The organism is Klebsiella sp. 10, assembly GCF_018223925.1.
GTDB classification, from domain to species: Bacteria; Pseudomonadota; Gammaproteobacteria; order Enterobacterales; family Enterobacteriaceae; genus Klebsiella; species Klebsiella pneumoniae.
This window is the reverse complement of record NZ_JAGRRB010000018.1, coordinates 213,200-233,749: the sequence shown is the minus strand read 5'-3', so window position 1 is coordinate 233,749 and position 20,550 is coordinate 213,200. Positions and strand designations below refer to the sequence as shown.

Sequence of the window (20,550 nt, the reverse complement as noted above, 5' to 3'; positions counted from 1 at the left end):
AAAAGCTTCCCGTCGGGAAGCTTTTTAACCTCAGGTCATCATCATCGGCCATTCTGGCGGTGTCTGACTCATGACTTCAATCATCACATCTTTGATATTGCCCCAGATTTTGGCAATATCGAGCAGGGTGATACCGAGCAAACCGGTGGCGAACCAGCAGGCGGCGGCCAGGCCGAGGCAGCTGCAGATCACCGCCAGACCGGCGTAATCGCTTTTGCGAAGCTGAATATTCAGTGAGCTGGCGAGAAACATCAGCACCGCGCTCACCAGGGGCCAGCGCAATAATACGACACTGGTAGTAATGGAAGCCATTAACCTATCCTCAAAGAAAGTCGGGAGCCATGGACGACCTGGCGCGACTGACGATGGCATAGCGCTCTGGTCTCAACTGGCGTACTAGAGAGTGATGAAACGCCATTTCTGTTTCATCAACTTGTGTGAACTATATCACACTTGGCGCTTTATTCACCAGTCAAAAAATGAGCTTTTGCTGCGTTTAATAACTATGAAGTTTGTGTGGATATTGGTGGGCAACCCCGGGAAGCATATTTTCATTCACTGCCTAATGATTATTATTCTGCGGGTTTTATTACCTGTTCTTGTTTATTACACGGAGAAACCGAGTCAGATGCGCGTCTATTCTTAATCTTGCCGGAATATCTTCCGAATACCTGATAAATAAGTATTATTCATCACCATCAGAGGTAAAACTGACGCTCGTGAGGGCTGTCGGATGTCAGCTGATGTCTATCGCAATCGCGATTGCTAACGTGTTCGGGCTACCTTAATTAAGGCATATCGCATGGATGTAAGCGTAAATGGGTGACAGTGCGCCGCATAAGGCGCTAAGACTCATCGGAACAGGTTTGGTTATTTTATTGCCAGTGGTGCTGGCATTGTGGTTTGCCCAGCTGCGGGCTAAAGCCGAAACCATTGATCAATTACACTCATTTTCGCAGTTGGCGCTGCAAAAAACGGAAATGGTCATCCGGGAAGCGGATCAGGCTCGGGCTAAAGCCAGCCAGTATCGCGGTGAGTTGTGTTCAGCGGAGCACCAGCGTTATTTACTGCATATTGTGCGCGGCCTGCTGTATGTGGAAGATCTGATCTACGCTAACGGCCAGCGCTTTATCTGTTCAACGTCCGTTCATCAGCAAACCGGCTGGCGGATGCAGGCGGCTAATTACACCAAAAAGCCGGATGTCGCGATTTACTATTACCGGGACACGCCGTTTTATCCGGGCTTTGCCATGAATTATATGCAGAAGGGGCCCTATGTTGTGGTGGTTAATCCCTTCTCGTACAGCTCGGTGATCGCCAGCGACCGCGATTTAGCCTATGGCGTTTTCGATACCAAAACCAACCTCTTTTTCTCGGTAAGTAACAATGTCGAGCCCGCGGAACTCCATGCGTTAATTCGCGAAGGCGATACCTTTTTTAATCAGAATGGCCGGGTGTATACGATCGCCCGCTCCGCTATTCGCCCCATCGCCGTCATTATGTCCACCTCGCGGGCCAGCTACTATCACAACTTTTGTGACCAGGCCAGTCTGACGCTGCCGCTGGGGATAATTTGCAGTATTTTACTGGTGCTGGTGTGGTCGCGCACCCGCCGACAGTATCACTCGCCGCGCAATATGCTGCAGCGGGCTCTGAGCTGCCGCCAGCTGCGCCTGCACTACCAGCCGATTATCGATATTAAAAATAACCGCTGCGTTGGGGCGGAAGCGCTGCTGCGCTGGCCTGGGTTTGACGGTCCGGTGATGAACCCGGCGGAGTTTATTCCGCTGGCGGAAAATGAAGGCATGATTGCCCAGGTCACGGACTACGTGGTGGATGAACTGTTTTATGAAATGGGTGAGTTTCTGGCCAGCCATCCACAGTTGTATATAGCCATCAATCTCTCTGCGTCGGATTTCCATTCGGCGCGGCTGATTTCACAGATCAGTGAGAAAGCGCACAGCTACGCGGTCTGTATCGGACAAATCAAAATCGAAGTGACCGAGCGCGGGTTTATCGACGTACCGAAGACCACGCCGGTGATCCAGGCGTTCCGCGAAGCAGGCTATGAAATTGCCATCGACGATTTCGGCACCGGCTACTCGAATCTGCATAATCTGCACGCGCTGAACGTCGATATCCTCAAAATCGATAAAACCTTCGTCGATACGCTCACCACCAACAACACCAGCCACCTGATTGCTGAGCATATCATCGAGATGGCGCGCGGGTTGCGGTTAAAGACGATTGCAGAAGGCGTGGAGACGCCGGAGCAGGTAAGCTGGCTCTACAAGCGCGGCGTACAGTATTGCCAGGGCTGGCTGTTTGCGAAAGCGATGCCGGCGCGGGAGTTTATGCAGTGGTTAGCCAATGCTCCCGCGCCCGCGAACGTGCCTCAGCCGCCGCGTCACGCGGAGATCTGATGGCGATAGTCGCTGGGAGTGCGGTCAAACTCGCGGCGGAACACCCGGGAGAAGGTTTGCTGCGAGACGTAGCCCAGATCCATGGCGATATCAAAGATCGGCCGCTGGGTGGTTCGCAACGCTTCCGCCGCCAGCAGCAGGCGGCGCTGGCGAATATAGTCCCCCAGCGTCTGATGCATCACGGTACGGAACATCCGCTGCAGGTACCACTTCGAGTATCCTGACTTTCTGGCGACTATATCAATGTTAAGTGGTTGATCGATATGTTCATCAATCCATTCAATCAAAGTTTGAATAATATCCTGATGGGACATAAAGCGGCCTCTCTCAATTCTCGATTCGTCGTTTTGTCTGCAGGCGAGTATAATTCCTCAAGTTAACTTGAGGTAAAGCGCTTTATGGAAAAGAAATCACCCCGCATCAAAATGCTGTTGACGCCTGGAGAAGTGGCAAAACGAACCGGCGTGGCGGTCTCGGCCCTCCATTTTTATGAGAGTAAAGGATTGATCCACAGTCAGCGGAATGCCGGCAATCAGCGGCGCTACCGGCGTGACGTTCTGCGCGCGGTGGCGATTATCAAAATTGCGCAACGTATTGGCATCCCGCTGGCCACTATCGGCGACGCGTTTGGCGTGCTGCCGGAAGGGCACAATCTCAGCGCAAAAGAGTGGAAGATGCTGTCATCGCAGTGGCGTGAGGAGCTGGATCGGCGCATTCATACCCTGACGGCGCTACGCGACCAGCTCGACGGCTGTATCGGCTGCGGCTGTTTATCGCGACGCGACTGCCCGCTGCGCAACCCTGGCGATAAACTGGGGGAAGAGGGAACCGGCGCCCGGCTGCTGGAAGACGAGTGATAAAACTAAAGCGCCACAACTGGGCGCTTTAGTTGTTTTCCGGTCTTGGTCTTTCGCATTATCTCGCTGGTTCGCGAGAGGGTTTCCCCCGACGTCGACGTCCCTCAGTATTGCGCAATCTGTTGATGGAGGTTCCGGTTTGCGTCGACACTTTAACTATGGCATCTGCCGTCGCTTTTTCCTCACTATTTTGCTGAAATTTTCCCGGCAATGAGCGCCTGTTCCTATAGTTAATTTGAACAAACTACGGGAGAGGCTCATGCTGACGGTACATCATCTTAATCAATCACGATCGCAACGCGTACTGTGGGCACTGGAAGAGCTGCAGCTGCCTTATCAGATAGTCCGCTATCAGCGGGAGAAAACGATGCTGGCGCCGGCGGCGCTGAAAAAAATCCATCCGTTGGGCAAATCACCGGTACTGGAAGACAACGGCTATGTGCTGGCGGAGTCCGGGGCGATCCTCGAGTATTTGCAGGAAACCTGGGACAGCGGCGGGTTGTTGAAGCCGCAGGGAATTGACGACAAACTGCAGTACCGCTTCTGGCTGCACTATGCCGAAGGCTCGCTGATGCCGCTGCTGTTAATGAAGCTGGTGTTCGCCAGCCTTGGCAAACCCCCTGTGCCCTTTGGCGTTCGCTCGCTGGGTTCGCTGCTGGGCAAGGGGATACAGAAAACGTGGCTCGATCCGCAGCTGGCCACCCATGCGCGGTTCATTGACGACCATCTTGCCGCACGGCCATGGTTCGCTGGCGAGCGGCTGAGCATGGCCGATATCCAGATGAGCTTCCCGGTGATGGCATTGTTGGCGCGCGGCGGCATGCATGACCTCGTCCATATCGAGGCCTGGCGTCAGCGAGTGGAACAGCGACCGGCCTGGCAACGCGCCATCGAGCGCGGCGGCCCCTTCACCTTACCCGGCGCCTGAGATATCAGCGGATCCGATGACGTCGATAAATGAAAGCAACTCACTAAAAAATTGTTAGCGGATTGCGCATGGACGATAACGTTTGCGCATCGGCTGGTCATTTTCTGTTCGTCATAAGCGAAATTTAGCGAAATATGATAAACATCGGTTGAAAAGGGTTATCTAAAGGCCGGATAATCGTTTGCCTTTCTGTTTCGCTCCCCCTTTTTTCTGCTGTCCGGGGGAGGCGATAAGGTTGACCACCGTAGTGTATGCGCGGAGTTAAACGTTTGCTTTTTTGCGGCCCCCCTGGCGCTGCGATTCGGTACATGGAGATCGCGTTTAACTGGCAGTGGACGGTCCACCACGCATATCAACGAACGATAAAAATTTTCAGGGGAAGTTTTCTATGTCTACGCCTTCAGCGCGTACCGGCGGTTCATTGGACGCCTGGTTTAAAATTTCGGCGCGCGGCAGCACCGTGCGTCAGGAGATTGTTGCAGGTCTTACTACCTTTCTGGCGATGGTGTACTCCGTCATCGTGGTGCCGGGCATGCTCGGTAAAGCGGGCTTCCCGCCGGCCGCGGTGTTTGTCTCGACCTGTCTGGTAGCGGGCGTTGGCTCGCTGGCGATGGGATTATGGGCGAATCTGCCGATGGCGATCGGTTGCGCTATCTCGTTGACCGCGTTCACCGCCTTCAGCCTGGTGCTGGGGCAGCAGATCAGTATTCCGGTAGCCCTCGGCGCAGTATTCCTGATGGGGGTCCTGTTTACGGTGATCTCGGCAACCGGCATCCGCAGCTGGATCTTGCGTAACCTGCCGCAGGGCGTGGCGCACGGTACCGGGATCGGCATTGGCCTGTTCCTGCTGCTGATCGCCGCCAACGGCGTTGGTCTGGTGATCAAAAACCCGCTGGACGGTTTGCCGGTGGCGTTGGGCAACTTTGACAGTTTCCCGGTGGTGATGTCGCTGATTGGCCTCGCGGTGATCATTGGTCTGGAAAAAATGAAGGTGCCGGGCGGCATTCTGCTGACCATTATCGGCGTGTCGATTGTCGGCCTGATTTTCGATCCCAACGTCCATTTCTCCGGCATTTTCGCTATGCCATCCCTGAGCGATGGCCAGGGTAATTCCCTGATCGGCAGCCTGGATATCGTCGGCGCGCTCAACCCGGTCGTGCTGCCAAGCGTGCTGGCGCTGGTGATGACGGCGGTCTTTGACGCCACCGGTACCATCCGCGCAGTGGCTGGCCAGGCGAACCTGCTGGATAAGGACGGACAGATCATCAACGGCGGTAAAGCGCTGACCACCGACTCCCTGAGCAGCGTCTTCTCCGGTTTAGTCGGGGCGGCGCCGGCGGCGGTTTATATCGAATCGGCGGCGGGTACCGCGGCCGGTGGTAAAACCGGTCTGACCGCGGTGACGGTCGGTGTCCTGTTCCTGCTGATCCTGTTCCTCTCCCCGCTCTCTTATCTGGTGCCGGCCTACGCGACCGCGCCGGCGCTGATGTACGTTGGCCTGCTGATGCTGAGCAACGTGGCGAAAATCGATTTCAATGACTTTGTTGACGCGATGGCTGGCCTGATCACCGCGGTGTTTATCGTGCTGACCTGTAACATCGTGACGGGCATCATGATCGGTTTCGCGACCCTGGTTATTGGCCGTCTGGTCTCCGGCGAGTGGCGCAAACTGAACCTCGGCACGGTGATTATCGCTGTGGCGCTGGTGGTGTTCTACGCCGGCGGCTGGGCGATTTAAACCCTTCGTGCTCCTCACGGGCGGCTCAGGCCGCCCGTTTTATTTTTAAGCCACATCCTGTTTCCATTTGCGTTAATCTGGGTAGCGTATGATTCACAGGCACGACGCCTTACAGGTATAAAAGAAAACGCAGCAAACAGGGAACACATGGAAATATTCTTTACCATCCTCATCATGACCCTTGTGGTCTCACTCTCCGGGGTAGTGACGCGCGTACTGCCCTTTCAGGTTCCACTTCCACTGATGCAAATCGCCATTGGCGCGCTTCTGGCGTGGCCGACCTTTGGTTTGCACGTTGAATTTGATCCAGAGCTGTTTCTGGTACTGTTTATCCCGCCGCTGCTATTCGCCGACGGCTGGAAAACGCCAACCCGCGAATTTATTGAACACGGGCGCGAGATCCTCGGCCTGGCGCTAGCGCTGGTGGTCGTGACGGTGGTCGGCATCGGCTTTCTGATCTACTGGATTGTGCCGGGCATTCCGCTGATCCCGGCGTTCGCGCTGGCGGCCGTGCTGTCGCCGACCGACGCCGTGGCGCTTTCGGGCATCGTTGGGGAAGGGCGGATACCGAAGAAAATCATGGGCATTCTGCAGGGGGAGGCGCTAATGAACGACGCCTCCGGCCTGGTCTCGCTCAAGTTTGCCGTCGCGGTGGCGATGGGCACCATGGTCTTTACCGTTGGCGGCGCCACCGTAGAATTTCTGAAGGTGGCGATTGGCGGCGTGCTGGCCGGGTTTGTGGTGAGTTGGTCGTATGGCCGCTCGATGCGCTTCCTCAGCCGCTGGGGCGGGGATGAACCCGCCACGCAGATTGTCCTGCTGTTCCTGCTGCCGTTTGCCTCCTATCTGATTGCCGAACATATCGGTGTCTCCGGCATCCTGGCGGCGGTAGCGGCGGGGATGACCATCACCCGTTCCGGCGTGATGCGCACCGCGCCCTTGGCCATGCGCCTGCGCGCCAACAGCACCTGGGCAATGTTGGAGTTTGTCTTCAACGGCATGGTCTTCCTGTTGTTGGGCCTGCAACTGCCGGATATCCTCTCCAGTTCGCTGGTAGCGGCGGAGGCCGACCCCAACGTTGAGACCTGGATGCTGTTTACCGACATTATCCTGATCTATGCCGCGCTGATGCTGGTGCGTTTTGGCTGGCTGTGGTCGATGCGTAAGCTCAGTCAGCGCTTCCTGAAGAAGAAGCCGATGGAGTTTGGCTCCTGGACTACGCGCGAGCTGCTGATCTCCTCCGTTGCCGGGGTGCGCGGGGCGATTACCCTCGCCGGTGTGCTCTCCATTCCTCTGCTGCTGCCGGACGGGAATGTCTTTCCGGCGCGCTATGAACTGATTTTCCTCGCCGCCGGGGTGATCCTGTTCTCGCTGTTCGTCGGGGTGATTGCGCTGCCGATCCTGCTACGTCACATTGAATCGAGCGATAATGTGCAGCAGCGGAAAGAGGAGCGTCTGGCGCGCGCGGCAACGGCTGACGTGGCGATTGTGGCGATCCAGAAGATGGAAGAGCGTCTGGCGGCGGATACCAAAGAGAATATCGATACCCAGCTGCTGACCGAAGTCAGTTCGCGGGTGATCGGTAACCTGCGCCGGCGCGCCGATGGGCGTAACGACGTGGAAACCTCTATGCTCGAAGAGAGTCTGGAACGCCGCTTCCGCCTGGCGGCGCTGCGCTCTGAGCGCGGCGAGCTGTATCATCTGCGCGCCACCCGGCAGATCAGTAACGAGACGCTGCAGAAGCTGCTCCACGATCTCGACCTGCTGGAAGCGCTGTTAATCGAAGATCAATAACCTGTAATCCGGATAGCGCGACGCTTATTCGGACTACTGGCGAGACTGCAGTAAATGTGTAGCCCCGGTAAGCGTTAGCGCGACCGGGGGAAACCCGGGCAGCGGCGCAAGCGCCTGACCCGGGCTACCCCTTCCCTTGCGGAACGCGTTGTCACCAGAGAATTATTCCAGCCAGAACGCTTTGCTGCACGTCAGCCAGGCTTCAGCGCTGCGCGACATATATACGCCTTCCCGCCAAATCATCCCCAGCTCCCAGCGCAGCTCGCTTTGCAACGGGATCCAGCAAAAATTCTGCCGGTCGAGACGCTGGCAAATCGGCTCCGGCAGGATCGCTACGCCAATGCCCGCCTGCACCATGGCGGCGAGAAAATCCCACTGGCCGCTGCGCACTGCGATACGTGGCTTCACGTCATGTTCGGCAAACAGCCGCATCAGCTGCTGGCTAAGGGCAAATTCCTCGTTGTAGATAACCAGCGGATGCGACGCCAGCTCGGCCGGCGAGAGCGAGGTTTTACCTTCCCACTCCGCGGTCCTTGGCGTCAGGACGCACAGCGGGTGATTGAACAACGGCAGAATGGTGAGGCTGCTATCCTCCTCGACAGGCAGGGCGGTCATCGCCATATCAAGTTCGCCATTGCTGACCGCCTGCTGGACCGTCAGGCCGCCAAACTCGGCGATCTTCAGCTCGACGCCCGGATAGCGCTGGCGGAAGCGACTGATCGGCTCGGCCATCAGCATCCCGACCATCGGCGGAATGCCAAGCCGCAGCACCCCTTTATGCAGGTGGTTGATATCGCTCAGCTCTGACTCCAGCTGGCCGAACTCGCCCAAGATCGCCTGGCCGCGTTCAAAGACGACGCGCCCGGTATCGGTGAGCAGTAGTTTGCGGCCGTCGCGGATCAACAGCGTGCAGTTTAGCTCATCTTCGAGATTCTTGAGCATCTTGCTGATGGTGGGCTGTGTGACAAACAGCTTTTCCGCCGCGCGAGTAAAACTCTGCTGACGAACCACTTCAACGAAATAGCGCAGCGTTCGGATATCCATAATTATTCCCTGAGACTATACCTGCGATGATTTTAATTCATTTCTGTCCGCTTCGGCGGCTCTCTATACTGCTCGCCTGACTTCTTTTTTTCAGGACTATCGCACATGGCCTTCGCGCCAGCTCGCGTTGCCCCCGCCGTGGCGCAACGACTTCAGATCCCGGTACAGGTACTTCTCTACGTCGGGTTATTCATCTTCGCACAATATCTGGTGAACAGGTGGCAGGTACCGCTGCCGGCTAACCTGGTCGGCATGGTGATGCTCCTGCTGCTGATCGTCTGCCGGGTGATACCGGTAAGCTGGGTGCGCGCCGGCGCCCGCTGGCTGCTGGCGGAGATGCTGCTGTTTTTCGTCCCGGCGGTGGTCGCGGTGGTGAACTACGCCCAGCTGTTGATGGTCGATGGTTGGCGGATATTTCTGGTGATTGCCTTAAGCACGCTGATGGTGCTCGGCGCCACCGCCTGGGTCGTTGACAAGGTCTATCGTTACGAAGTGGGCAGGTTAAAAAAATGAGCGATGCCGTGCTGAGTATCCTGTGCCTGGTGGCGACGCTGGTCCTCTATTACGCCAACAAAAAACTGTATCGACGTTTTCATAAACTCCCTCTGATGCCGCTGGTGTTCACGCCGATCCTGCTGGTGCTGATTCTGGTGGTAGGCCATATCTCTTATCAGAGCTATATGGGAGAGACCCACTGGCTGCTGTGGCTGCTGGGCCCGGCGACCATCGCCTTTGCCGTTCCGGTGTATGAAAATGTCGCGGTGATTAAACGCCACTGGATGTCGCTCAGCGCCGGGGTGGTGACGGCGGTAGTGGTGGCTGTCACCAGTTCCGTATGGCTGGCGCGCGGGTTTATGTTGTCTGATGAAATTCAGCGTAGCCTGGCGGTGCGCTCGGTGACCACGCCCTTTGCGCTGGCGGCGGCGAAACCGCTCGGCGGTCAACCCGATCTGGTGGCGCTGTTTGTGGTGATCACCGGCGTGTTTGGCATGGCGGTGGGAGATATGCTGTTTTTACGTCTTGCTATCCGGGAAGGGATGGCGAAAGGAGCCGGGTTCGGCGCGGCTTCCCATGGTGCGGGAACGGCGCGCTCGTATGAGCTGGGCCAGCAGGAGGGCGTGGTGGCCAGCCTGGTGATGATGCTGTCAGGCGTAGTGGTGGTGCTGGCTGCGCCGGTCGTCCGCTGGCTGCTGTTTTAACATTATCGCCAGAGTGAATGTTAATAAATATTGAGGAGAGGAATAGCTATCGGCTATTCCCTGTTTTTGTTATTGATGCATTTAACGGTTCATCATAAAAGATTAAGCCAATTCTTATATCAGCACTGACTTTGTAACTAAATGTTTCTCTGCATGCCCGTATTTAATTATGGGGCAAATATTATATAAATATCCAATTATCTTTGCGAATTTTATAACTTTATAACTCTTTGATTTTTATGGTTTTGAATATGGCCACGCATGCGTTGCGATGTTATATCGCAAAAAATCAATTTTTACATTAATAATTGAGTTCTTACCTCATGCTAGTTATTATTTTTACGCGAGCTTGTATTATTGAATGGATTCAAATGCTGGTCGTTTATTTATGAATAATATTAATTGTCATAAACCATATGTCATGTAAATACATGCATGACGCCGCGCTGCTTGAATTTCATTCTCTAATATCGCTGCATAAAGCAATTGACGGACTGATTGTCGTTTATAATGGATATGGGAATAAATATGAAGATGAGTAAAAAATTTCTGGCGGGTGCCCTGATTTTCTCTGCCTGCAGCGCGCTGTCTACCGTTGCGCAGGCTGATAACACCATTACCTTTAATGGTATTGTTTCCGATACCACCTGTACGGCGACCATTGATGGCGGTGTAACGGCTATTGATATGGGCACCACCTCAGTGGCGGATCTGAAAGCGTATACCTTCGGCGCTGCCAAGAACTTCTCCTTTAGCTTAGCTGATTGCCCGACCGCGGAAGAAGGTGGCAACAGTATCGCCCGCGTCACTTTTGGCGGTGTTTCCGATACCGCGAACAGCGATTATTTTAAAAACCAGGCAACTGATGAGCCGGCAACCGGCGTCGCTGTGGCCCTTTTCGACGAAGCGGGCAATGTGATGAAGAATAACGAAGAGGGTTCTGATGTTGATATCTCTTCGGGTGCAGCAACCATTCCGTTCACCGTAAAAATGGTGAAATCGGGTGATGCCGATCCGACGAAAGGTACCGTTCAGACAACCGTGACTTATAACGTGACCTATCATTAATTCGGCTTCTTGTTGAATGGAGAAAGGGGAATCGCCTGCTATTCCCCTTAAATTAAACATATGAGATATCCTTTTTTTGCGATCGGTTTATTGCTGTCTTCTTCCTTCGCGCAGGCCAGCGTGGTCGTTGGCGGTACGCGTCTGGTTTTTGATGGTACGAAAAATAACGCTGTAATAACGGTTGAGAATAAAGATCAGAACAGCAATATCGTTCAGTCCTGGCTCTCGGTGGTTGATGCAGCCTCACCCGCCAAAGACGCATTTATTATTACGCCGCCGCTGTTTCGTCTCAAAGCCGGGGAGAAAGGATTTGTCCGCGTAGTTCGATCAGGAAAGAAATTACCCGACGATCGCGAGTCGATGTTTTGGCTCAATATTAAAGGGATCCCGGCAACAGAGTATGTACCTGATAAAAATGTCGTACAGTTTGCGATTAATTCGAAAATAAAATTGATTTATCGACCCGCTGCGTTAAAAGGTAATACACCGGAATCGTACGCTGAAAAATTACAGTGGGGGAAAGAGAGGACGTCGGTGACGGTAAAAAATAACTCACCGCTGTATATGAATTTCTCACAGGTTAGCCTTAACGGTAAAAATATTTCTGGCGCATGGTTTGCTGCCCCGTTTTCCACCTTAAAAATACCCGTGCAGAGTAGCCTGTCGGCGACAGGAAAAAAAGAGATCACATGGAGCGTGATTAATGATTATGGTATGTCAGGGAAGAAATATACCGCTATCATTCAGTAGCGTTGAGCTGCTATTTTCAACTAAAAGTATCTGCGTCGCTATTATTCTGTGCCTAAGTACTCTACCCTCTCGCGCGGAGGCCGGCGAATATTTCAACCCAAATTTACTCGAAGTCGCCGAGAGTCCTGCGGCTTCGGTTGATCTATCCTATTTTTCGCAAGATGGCATACCGCCGGGCACCTATCACCTGGATGTTTACATCAACGATAAGTACGTCAGTTCAGACTCGCTGACTTTTCAGGAAATTAGCCATGACGCAGGCGCGACTGCTTCTCCCTGCCTGTCCGCGGAGTATCTGAATTCATGGTTGATTAATACCACCGCCTATCCGCAGTTGTTCGAGGCAGGGGAAACCTGCGCCCGGCTGTCGGCGATCCCCGGGATGACGTTCTCGGTATCTCTTGCCCAGCAGCGCATTGATTTTACCGTGCCGCAGGCCGCCATGCTGAATCGCCCCAGAGACTATATTCCCGAGAGCCAGTGGCAACAGGGGATCAATGCCGGTCTTCTCAACTATAGCGTCACCGGGCAGCGTAATGCGCCGCGGCATAACGGCGCCACTATCGACAGTCAGTTCGTCAGCCTGCAGCCTGGGCTGAATCTGGGACCATGGCGCCTGCGTAACTACAGCACCTATAGCCACAGCGATAACAACAGCCGCTGGGAGTCGGTTTACTCCTATCTTGCCCGCGATATTCACACCCTACGCAGCCAGCTGGTGGTCGGTAATACGTATACCTCTTCCGGCATTTTCGACAGTTTGAGTTTTACCGGTCTGCAGCTCAGTTCGGACAAAGAGATGCTGCCGGATAGCCTGCATGGCTTTGCGCCGACGATTCGAGGGATCGCGCGCACCACCGCGGAGGTCTCGGTTTATCAGAATGGTTACAGCATTTATAAAACCACCGTCGCTCCCGGCGCCTTTGAAATTAACGATCTGTACGCCACCGGCAGCGCCGGCGACCTGTACGTCAACATTAAAGAGTCTGACGGCAGCGAGCAAAACTTTGTGGTGCCTTTCGCGTCGCTGGCGATCCTGCAACGTGAGGGCCAGCTGGACTATGCGCTGAGCAGCGGCAGGACGCGATCGGGTAGCTCCGACGATAAAGAATATAACTTTATTCAGTCTTCCCTGGCCTATGGCGCCACCAGCAACATCACTTTTTATACTGGTTTCCAGCAGGCGGAAGATAAATACACCAACCTGTTGTTAGGCGCTGGCTTTAACCTCGGTACTATCGGTGCGCTGTCGTTTGATGGCTCTCAGTCGTGGGCCGACGTGAAAACCAGCGATACGGCCTCGTCAACCAGTAAAGAGCAAGGGCAATCGTATCGCGTCCGCTTCAGTAAAAGCTTTCTGCAGACGGGCACCAGCTTTTCCGTGGCCGGTTATCGCTACTCCACCTCGGGATATTATTCGTTTCAGGACTTTGTCGATAACTCTTCCACACAGCGCGACTGCTGTACGCAGAGCGGCAGAACGAAAGGCCGGTTTGACGCATCGTTGTCGCAGACGCTGTTTGGCTATGGTTCGCTCTCGCTTTCGTTGGTCAATGAGACCTACTGGGACAGTTCGCGTATGGAATCGGTGGGCGTGGGCTATAGCGGGTCGATTGGCAAGGCCTCCTACTTTATTAACTATTCCTATAACCGCAATGTGCAAAGCACCGATGACAGCGACAATAACCGGCCGGCCAGCGATACCGTCATCTCCCTGACGTTAAGTATTCCGCTTGGCGAGACGCTCTCGGCAAATTACACCATGAACCATGGTCGACATAACGATACCACGCACAGCGTGGGGCTCAACGGCTCGGCGTTTGAGGATCGTTCCCTGAACTGGAGCGTACTGGAAGGGTACAACACGCAGGATAAAAGCACCTCCGGCAACCTCAGCGTCAACTACCAGGGCTCGAAAGGGGATGTAGCTGGCGGCTATGGCTACGACCGCTACAGCAATCACTACAACTATTCGCTGCGCGGGGGCATGGTCGCCCATGCGGGCGGACTCACGCTATCACGCTTTCTGGGCGAGAGTTCTGCGCTGGTCGAAACGCCTGGCGTCAGCGATGTGACAGTGCGCGGTCAGACAAACGTGACGACGGATGCCGCCGGATATGCGGTGGTGCCTTACGTCCGTCCGTACCATCGTAACAGCCTGGCGCTGGATGAACAGGAAATACCTGGCGCTGAAGTGGATAACGTCGCCAGAACGGTGGTTCCGACGCGCAATGCGATCGTCAAAGTGAAGTACGACACGCGAATTGGCTATAAGGCGATGCTCACCCTGCGTACCCGCAATGGCGTGGTGCCTTTCGGCGCGCTGGTGACCCTCGATAATGATCACGGTAGCGCGTCGCGCAGCAATATCGTTGGCGATGAGGGGCAGGTGTATCTAACGGGGCTGCAGAAAAAAGGCCAGCTGTTAGCGCGCTGGGGGGAGAAAAGCAGTGAGCAGTGCACCGTTCATTATGACTTCTCCAGCATGGCCCTTGGCGACGATATTCTGTTCTATCAGGCCGAATGTCGGTAATGGATGCAGGTTTTCAACATGGAAGAGGGGCTGATATGAATATGCGAGACGGCAGCACAAGGGGCCTCCTGGTGGCCATTTTGCTGCTCTCCCTTCCGGCGCTGGCTTATGAGGGCAGCAGCACGGTCAATTTTAACGTCACGGGCACCATCGAAGCGCCTTCCTGTGAGGTGGCCGTGGAGCCGTCGAACAGTATCGATTTAGGCACCGTCTCCTCGCAGACGTTCTCCGGACATGCCGGGGCGAGCGGCGCCAGCGTGCCGGTTAAGCTGGTCTTTTCCAGCTGTTCCGCCGATGCGTCGGCGGTGACCATCGCGTTTAGCGGCACCAGCTTCGATAGCACCCACGCTTCAATCTATAAAAACTTCCAGACTGGCAGCAACGGTGCCAGCGGCGTCGGTTTGCAGCTGCAGAGCATGGCCGACCAGCAGCCCCTTGGCCCCGGCGACCAGTATCTCTATACCTTTGGGGACGATGCGGATATCCATACCTTTAATATGGTGGCACGTATGTTTTCGCCTTATGGCCAGGTAAGGTCCGGGATGGTCGGGTTTACCGCCACGTTCGATGTGGCCTACAAATAACGTTTCGACAGGGATGGGTATGAAAAAACTGATCTTATTGCTCATATTGGCACTGTGTCCCGTCTATAGCTGGGCGGCCTGCACGGGAACCAACTATGGCGATGTCTCGATGACCAACCTGCCGGAAAAGATCCTGGTCAATGCCGGGAGCTATACCGCAGGGACGGTACTGTATGACTCGGGGAAGATTACGCGCTCGCAAACGGAATTGCTTAACTGTGAGGGGAGCACCTACGCGGTTTTTGCCTGGTCCTCGAACAATGCCGGGGCACTGATAGGGGATAATATCTATGCCACCTCGGTGCAGGGGATCGGTATCCGCGTCAAGGTGTGGCTCAATATCAGCGGTGAATATGGCGATGACACCGATGATTTCAGCCCCGACTCGCAGGTGCATTATATTGGTGATGTGAATTATTACCTCGGAAAGCCGACAGGTCTTTTCGACTCTTCCGCGTCGACTCATTATACCCCGGCGTATCAGCTGCAGCTGGTGGCCACCGGCGGCGCCATCGCCAGCAAGAGTCAATTATCGTTCAGCGACCCGGTGGCCACGGTATCGGCCAAGGATAAAAAGGGGACCATCGCTATTTCACAACTGCACATCAGCGGCACCACCAGCATCCAGCTAATCCCGATGGGGTGTATTGTCGGTAGCAATAATCTCAGTTTTTCCATGGGCAGCATCAATGCCAGTGAGTTTAATACCGCGACGAAGGTGGGTAGCGCGCGGCAGTCTCTGAGCCTCTCCTGCGAGCCGGGAACTAACGTTTCGATGCGTGTGGCGGCTGCTTCTGCAAGCGGGGATAACCCTGACAATACGGTGATGGCCCTCACGGCGGAACAGAATGCCGCCACTGGCGTGGGAGTGCAGTTAAATTTGAATGGCAAAGCACTGCCGTTAAATACCGATATCAGCCTCTATACTTCGAGCCGCGCGACGGTGACCAACAGCGGCGCGGATGCCAGCTACAGCTATTTCACCAACCCCGACAGCCCCGGAGGCGCAGCGGCCATGCAGACGCTCGCCTTATCCACTAACTATTACAGGACGGGGAGCGCGGTGACCGCGGGGACAGCCAACGCCACCGGGGTGATCACCTTTACTTATAACTGAGGGGAGAATCCCTTCCCCGAACGATGCCGGGGAAGGGAGAGGACGATTAATGCGCCTGGCCGCGTTCGATACCGATCCCGGTTTGTGAACGGATAAACTGGGCGCGGAACTGCTCGCGCTCGCGCATCCCTTCCGGTGAGTTATCGGTGGCGGAGAAGACCCAGATGCCAATGAACGCGATGGCAATGGAGAACAGCGCCGGATATTCATACGGGAACAGCGCTTTCTCATGGCCGAGGATCTGCACCCAAATGGTGGGGCCGAGGATCATCAGAATGACCGCAGTCAGCAGGCCCAGCCAGCCGCCGACCATCGCGCCGCGGGTGGTCAGCTTCGACCAGTACATCGACAGCAGAATTATCGGGAAGTTACAGCTGGCGGCGATGGAGAAGGCCAGGCCGACCATGAAAGCAATATTCTGATTTTCAAACAGAATACCCAGCAGAATGGCCACCACCCCAAGGATCAGCACGGTGATCTTGGAGACCTTCAGCTCCTGACGCTCGGTCGCGCCCTTGCGGAAGACGTTGGCGTACAGGTCGTGCGACACCGCTGACGCGCCGGCGAGGGTCAGGCCCGCCACCACCGCCAGGATAGTGGCGAAGGCTACCGCAGAGATAAAGCCGAGGAACAGGTTGCCGCCAACCGCATCCGCCAGGTGCACCGCCGCCATGTTATTGCCGCCGATAAGCTGTCCGGCCGCGTCTTTAAACGCCGGGTTCGCGCCGACCAGCATGATGGCGCCGAAGCCGATGATAAAGGTCAGGATATAGAAATAGCCCATAAAACCGGTGGCGTAGAAGACGCTTTTACGCGCTTCTTTGGCGTCGCTCACGGTAAAGAAGCGCATCAGAATATGCGGCAGGCCAGCAGTACCGAACATCAGACCCAGACCCAGAGAGAGCGCAGATATCGGATCTTTTACCAGTCCGCCGGGACTCATAATCGCCGCCCCTTTCGGGTGGACCGCCATCGCCTCGGTAAACAGGTTATTGAAGCTGAAGCCGACGTGCTTCATGACCATAAAGGCCATAAAGCTGGCGCCGCACAGCAGCAGAACCGCTTTAATAATCTGCACCCAGGTAGTCGCCAGCATGCCGCCGAACAGGACATAGAGCACCATCAGCACGCCAACCAGCACTACGGCGACATGGTAATTAAGGCCGAACAGCAGCTGGATTAGCTTGCCGGCGCCCACCATCTGGGCAATCAGATACAGGGCCACCACCACCAGCGAACCGCAGGCGGAGAGGGTGCGGATCGGCCCCTGCTTCAGGCGGTAAGAGGCGACATCGGCAAAAGTATAGCGGCCAAGATTGCGCAGACGTTCAGCAATTAGAAACAGGATAATCGGCCAGCCGACGAGAAAGCCCAGCGAGTAGATCAGCCCATCGTAGCCGGAGGTATACACCAGCGCGGAGATACCGAGGAACGACGCCGCTGACATAAAGTCGCCGGCAATCGCCAGCCCGTTCTGGAAGCCGGTAATATTGCCGCCGGCGGTGTAGTAATCGCTGCGCGAACGCACCCGTTTTGAGGCCCAGTAGGTGATGTACAGCGTCAGGGCGACGAAAATCAGGAACATGACAATCGCCTGCCAGTTGGTCGGCTGGCGCTGTACCGCGCCGGTAATAGCGTCTGCGGCGTGAGCGCCGAGGGGCAGCAGCGTGGCGGCGAGCGCCGTCAGGACTCTCTTGATCATGCTTTTACCTCGTTGAGAACGCTTTTGGTCAAACGGTCGAATTCACCGTTAGCTCGCCAGACATAAATACCGGTCAGGATAAACGAAATGACGATCACGCCAATGCCGAGCGGGATCCCGCGGGTGACGCTGGTTCCGGCGTGCAGCGGGGTGCCGAGCCAGCCGGGTGCAAAGGCGATAAGCAAAATAAAGCCCACGTAGATCACTAACATAATCACTGACAGAATGGCGGCAAACCGTTGCCGTGATGCAACTAACTCCCTGAAATGCGCACTATTTTCTATCCGCTGACAAAGTTGTTCATTCATCTTAGCGTCTCCAGAGGTCTCCCTTTCGTCATCCACTCGGCGGACGCTGGCGACAGCAACCCCTCCGGCGACGGAGCCGGGACAGGTGTTGCTGACGGCGTTCCTGCGAGTGAAATCCTGGGGGAGGGACTTATTTTTATCCTCTCCCCGGAAGGGGAGAGGGTGTAGGGAATCGGTCCTTACTTACGATGGCATGGTAATGGCCTGCTTCTCTTCGAGCAGTTTTTCCACGACGCCAGGATCGGCGAGGGTCGAGGTATCGCCGAGGTTGCTGGTGTCGCCTGCGGCAATCTTACGCAGAATGCGGCGCATGATTTTGCCCGAGCGGGTTTTCGGCAGCGAATCGGTCCAGTGCAGCACATCCGGTGTCGCCAGCGGGCCGATCTCTTTGCGTACCCAGTTACGCACTTCGGCATACAACTCCGGCGTCGGTTCTTCGCCGTGATTGAGCGTCACGTAGGCATAGATGGCCTGGCCTTTGATGTTATGCGGGATCCCCACCACCGCCGCTTCGGCGATTTTTGGGTGTGAGACCAGCGCCGATTCGATCTCGGCGGTCCCCAGACGGTGTCCGGAGACGTTCAGGACGTCATCCACCCGGCCGGTGATCCAGTAATAGCCATCTTCATCACGACGCGCGCCGTCGCCGCTAAAGTACATATTTTTGAAAGTGGAGAAGTAGGTTTGCTCAAAGCGCTCATGGTCGCCGAACAGGGTACGCGCCTGGCCGGGCCAGGAGTCGGCGATGGCGAGGTTGCCCTCGGTGGCGCCATCCAGCGGCAGGCCTTCGTTATCCACCAGCACCGGCTGGACGCCGAAGAACGGACGCGTCGCGGAGCCGGCCTTCAGCTCAATCGCGCCCGGCAGCGGAGTGATCATAAAGCCGCCGGTTTCGGTCTGCCACCAGGTGTCCATCACCGGGCACTTCTCGTTACCGATCTTCTTCCAGTACCACTCCCAGGCTTCCGGGTTAATCGGTTCGCCGACCGAGCCAAGAATGCGCAGCGAGGAGCGGTCTGTGCCTTCGATAGCTTTGTCGCCTTCCGCCATCAGGGCGCGAATAGCCGTCGGGGCGGTATAGAGAATGCTGACCTTATGCTTATCGACGACCTGGCACATGCGCGCCGGCGTAGGCCAGTTCGGCACCCCTTCGAACATCAGGGTGGTGGCGCCGCAGGCCAGTGGGCCGTACAGCAGATAGCTATGGCCGGTGACCCAGCCCACGTCGGCGGTGCACCAATAAATATCGCCCGGATGGTAGTCGAAAACGTATTTAAAGGTGGTGGCCGCATAGACCAGATAGCCGCCGGTGGTGTGCAGCACCCCTTTCGGTTTACCGGTGGAGCCGGAGGTATAGAGGATGAACAGCGGATCTTCGGCGTTCATTTCGACGGGCCGGTGTTCGGCGCTGGCGTTCGCAATCAGGTAGCTCCACCACAGATCGCGGCCTTCCTGCCAGTCGATATTGCCGCCGGTGCGTTTCAGGACCACCACGTGCTCAATGCTTTTCACGTTCGGGTTTTTCAGCGCGTCATCGACGTTTTTCTTCAGCGGGATGGCGCGACCGGCACGCAGCCCTTCGTCAGCGGTGATCACCAGGCGTGAGCTGGAGTCGATAATGCGTCCGGCCACCGCCTCCGGCGAGAAGCCGCCGAAAATGACCGAGTGGATTGCCCCGATGCGGGCGCAGGCCAGCATCGCCACCGCGGCTTCCGGCACCATCGGCATATAGATAGCAACCACGTCGCCTTTTTTAATCCCGAGGTCGAGCAGCACATTGGCGAAACGGCACACGTCGGCATGCAGTTCACGGTAGGTGATGTGCTTGCTTTGGCTGGCGTCGTCGCCTTCCCAGATGATGGCGGTTTGATCGCCGCGTTCGGCGAGGTGGCGGTCGAGACAGTTAGCGGCGAGGTTCAGGGTGCCATCTTCATACCATTTGATGGAAATATTACCCGGTGCGAAGGAGGTGTTCTTTACACGGGTATAGGGCCGCATCCAGTCAAGGATCTTGCCCTGCTCGCCCCAAAATGTATCAGGGTCGGTTATGGATTGTTGGTACTGCGCCTTGTACTGATCCGGGTTAATCAGGCAACGTTCCGCAATATTAGCGGGAATAGGGTGTTTGTGAATTTGGCTCATGGCTTTTTTTCTCCTTTGAACTTGTTAAATATATGTCAAACAAACGTTAAGAGTAGGGGTTTTGACAGCTTTGTTTGTTAATTGGGGGGCAGATCACGCAATGATTAAACTGGGTGAAATTTCATCAAATGAAACTTTGAAGCGAAATAATTACGCAAATGAATTTATAGAAACGGAAGCTGTGAAAATTTTTTTATTACAAATACTTATGCAATATAACTGGGGGGAATTCGCTGCTTTATGCATAAAAGCAGAGGAAAGCCCTGTTCTTAAAGGCTTGCGCAGCATGCCGTGCAAATGATACTGATATTGCGCGTTAAATAACCCCACAAAGCAACGCAACACAATTCATACCCCCTGCAG

General features: G+C 55.5%; 19 protein-coding genes. 13 read left to right on the top strand and 6 right to left on the bottom strand.

The window, feature by feature from the left end; all coding sequences use genetic code 11:
* Window positions 1-30: 30 nt before the first annotated feature.
* On the bottom strand, window positions 31-312 hold the full coding sequence (locus KHQ26_RS21135) for a YjcB family protein (protein ID WP_002885064.1): 282 nt from the start codon (window positions 310-312) through the stop codon (window positions 31-33).
* A gap of 506 nt (window positions 313-818) precedes the next feature.
* On the opposite strand from KHQ26_RS21135, the gene KHQ26_RS21130 reads away from it, so the two are divergent.
* Window positions 819-2,423, top strand: a complete 1,605-nt coding sequence (locus KHQ26_RS21130; RefSeq protein WP_020803550.1) for an EAL domain-containing protein — start codon at window positions 819-821, stop codon at window positions 2,421-2,423.
* Here KHQ26_RS21130 and soxS read toward each other — a convergent pair.
* Window positions 2,408-2,737: a superoxide response transcriptional regulator SoxS gene (gene soxS / locus KHQ26_RS21125; RefSeq protein ID WP_004151738.1), complete on the bottom strand. Its 330-nt coding sequence runs from the start codon at window positions 2,735-2,737 to the stop codon at window positions 2,408-2,410. The genes KHQ26_RS21130 and soxS overlap by 16 nt on opposite strands.
* An 84-nt stretch (window positions 2,738-2,821) precedes the next feature.
* Between soxS and soxR the strand changes: the two genes are divergently transcribed.
* From soxR to KHQ26_RS21105, 4 genes are all read left to right on the top strand, one after another.
* The gene (soxR, locus tag KHQ26_RS21120) at window positions 2,822-3,280 is read left to right on the top strand and encodes a redox-sensitive transcriptional activator SoxR (RefSeq protein WP_002885077.1); all 459 of its coding nucleotides are present in this window, start codon (window positions 2,822-2,824) and stop codon (window positions 3,278-3,280) included.
* Between the two features lie 259 nt (window positions 3,281-3,539).
* Entirely contained in the window at window positions 3,540-4,208 is a 669-nt protein-coding gene (locus KHQ26_RS21115; RefSeq protein WP_002885078.1) for a glutathione S-transferase family protein, read from the top strand.
* A gap of 388 nt (window positions 4,209-4,596) precedes the next feature.
* Window positions 4,597-5,946: an NCS2 family permease gene (locus tag KHQ26_RS21110; protein WP_002885079.1), complete on the top strand. Its 1,350-nt coding sequence runs from the start codon at window positions 4,597-4,599 to the stop codon at window positions 5,944-5,946.
* A 147-nt stretch (window positions 5,947-6,093) separates the two neighbouring features.
* Window positions 6,094-7,740 carry a Na+/H+ antiporter gene (locus KHQ26_RS21105; protein WP_002885082.1) on the top strand — a complete coding sequence of 549 codons (1,647 nt, stop codon included), beginning with the start codon at window positions 6,094-6,096 and terminating at the stop codon, window positions 7,738-7,740.
* A gap of 162 nt (window positions 7,741-7,902) precedes the next feature.
* On the opposite strand, the gene KHQ26_RS21100 is transcribed toward KHQ26_RS21105, so the two are convergent.
* Window positions 7,903-8,784 (bottom strand): LysR family transcriptional regulator, encoded by an 882-nt coding sequence (locus KHQ26_RS21100; protein ID WP_049123979.1) that lies wholly within the window; start codon window positions 8,782-8,784, stop codon window positions 7,903-7,905.
* A gap of 105 nt (window positions 8,785-8,889) precedes the next feature.
* On the opposite strand from KHQ26_RS21100, the gene KHQ26_RS21095 reads away from it, so the two are divergent.
* The 7 genes from KHQ26_RS21095 to KHQ26_RS21065 all read left to right on the top strand — a co-directional run bounded on the left by KHQ26_RS21095 (window position 8,890) and on the right by KHQ26_RS21065 (window position 16,035).
* Window positions 8,890-9,297, top strand: a complete 408-nt coding sequence (locus KHQ26_RS21095) for a CidA/LrgA family protein (RefSeq protein WP_002885086.1) — start codon at window positions 8,890-8,892, stop codon at window positions 9,295-9,297.
* Window positions 9,294-9,983 (top strand): LrgB family protein, encoded by a 690-nt coding sequence (locus tag KHQ26_RS21090; protein WP_002885088.1) that lies wholly within the window; start codon window positions 9,294-9,296, stop codon window positions 9,981-9,983. The genes KHQ26_RS21095 and KHQ26_RS21090 overlap by 4 nt, the downstream gene beginning before the upstream one ends.
* A gap of 510 nt (window positions 9,984-10,493) precedes the next feature.
* Window positions 10,494-11,051, top strand: a complete 558-nt coding sequence (locus tag KHQ26_RS21085) for a fimbrial protein (RefSeq protein ID WP_004192602.1) — start codon at window positions 10,494-10,496, stop codon at window positions 11,049-11,051.
* Between the two features lie 60 nt (window positions 11,052-11,111).
* Window positions 11,112-11,801 (top strand): fimbrial assembly chaperone, encoded by a 690-nt coding sequence (locus KHQ26_RS21080; protein WP_004151735.1) that lies wholly within the window; start codon window positions 11,112-11,114, stop codon window positions 11,799-11,801.
* Window positions 11,755-14,334 (top strand): fimbria/pilus outer membrane usher protein, encoded by a 2,580-nt coding sequence (locus KHQ26_RS21075; protein WP_020805742.1) that lies wholly within the window; start codon window positions 11,755-11,757, stop codon window positions 14,332-14,334. Before KHQ26_RS21080 ends, KHQ26_RS21075 begins: the two co-directional genes overlap by 47 nt.
* A 35-nt stretch (window positions 14,335-14,369) precedes the next feature.
* Complete coding sequence (locus tag KHQ26_RS21070; protein WP_004151734.1) at window positions 14,370-14,918, top strand: fimbrial protein; 549 nt, start codon at window positions 14,370-14,372, stop codon at window positions 14,916-14,918.
* A 19-nt stretch (window positions 14,919-14,937) separates the two neighbouring features.
* Window positions 14,938-16,035 carry a type 1 fimbrial protein gene (locus KHQ26_RS21065; RefSeq protein WP_211777940.1) on the top strand — a complete coding sequence of 366 codons (1,098 nt, stop codon included), beginning with the start codon at window positions 14,938-14,940 and terminating at the stop codon, window positions 16,033-16,035.
* A 46-nt stretch (window positions 16,036-16,081) separates the two neighbouring features.
* Here KHQ26_RS21065 and actP read toward each other — a convergent pair whose 3' ends face one another.
* The 3 genes from actP to acs all read right to left on the bottom strand — a co-directional run bounded on the left by actP (window position 16,082) and on the right by acs (window position 20,187).
* The gene (actP, locus tag KHQ26_RS21060) at window positions 16,082-17,734 is read right to left on the bottom strand and encodes a cation/acetate symporter ActP (RefSeq protein ID WP_024623073.1); all 1,653 of its coding nucleotides are present in this window, start codon (window positions 17,732-17,734) and stop codon (window positions 16,082-16,084) included.
* Window positions 17,734-18,045: a DUF485 domain-containing protein gene (locus tag KHQ26_RS21055; protein WP_004177812.1), complete on the bottom strand. Its 312-nt coding sequence runs from the start codon at window positions 18,043-18,045 to the stop codon at window positions 17,734-17,736. Before KHQ26_RS21055 ends, actP begins: the two co-directional genes overlap by 1 nt.
* Before the next feature lie 183 nt (window positions 18,046-18,228).
* A complete protein-coding gene (acs, locus tag KHQ26_RS21050) occupies window positions 18,229-20,187 on the bottom strand; it encodes an acetate--CoA ligase (RefSeq protein WP_020803537.1) in 1,959 nt (652 codons plus the stop codon).
* Between the two features lie 100 nt (window positions 20,188-20,287).
* Here acs and KHQ26_RS21045 point away from each other — a divergent pair, with 100 nt between their 5' ends.
* Complete coding sequence (locus KHQ26_RS21045; protein WP_064147533.1) at window positions 20,288-20,488, top strand: hypothetical protein; 201 nt, start codon at window positions 20,288-20,290, stop codon at window positions 20,486-20,488.
* Window positions 20,489-20,550 lie beyond the last annotated feature (62 nt).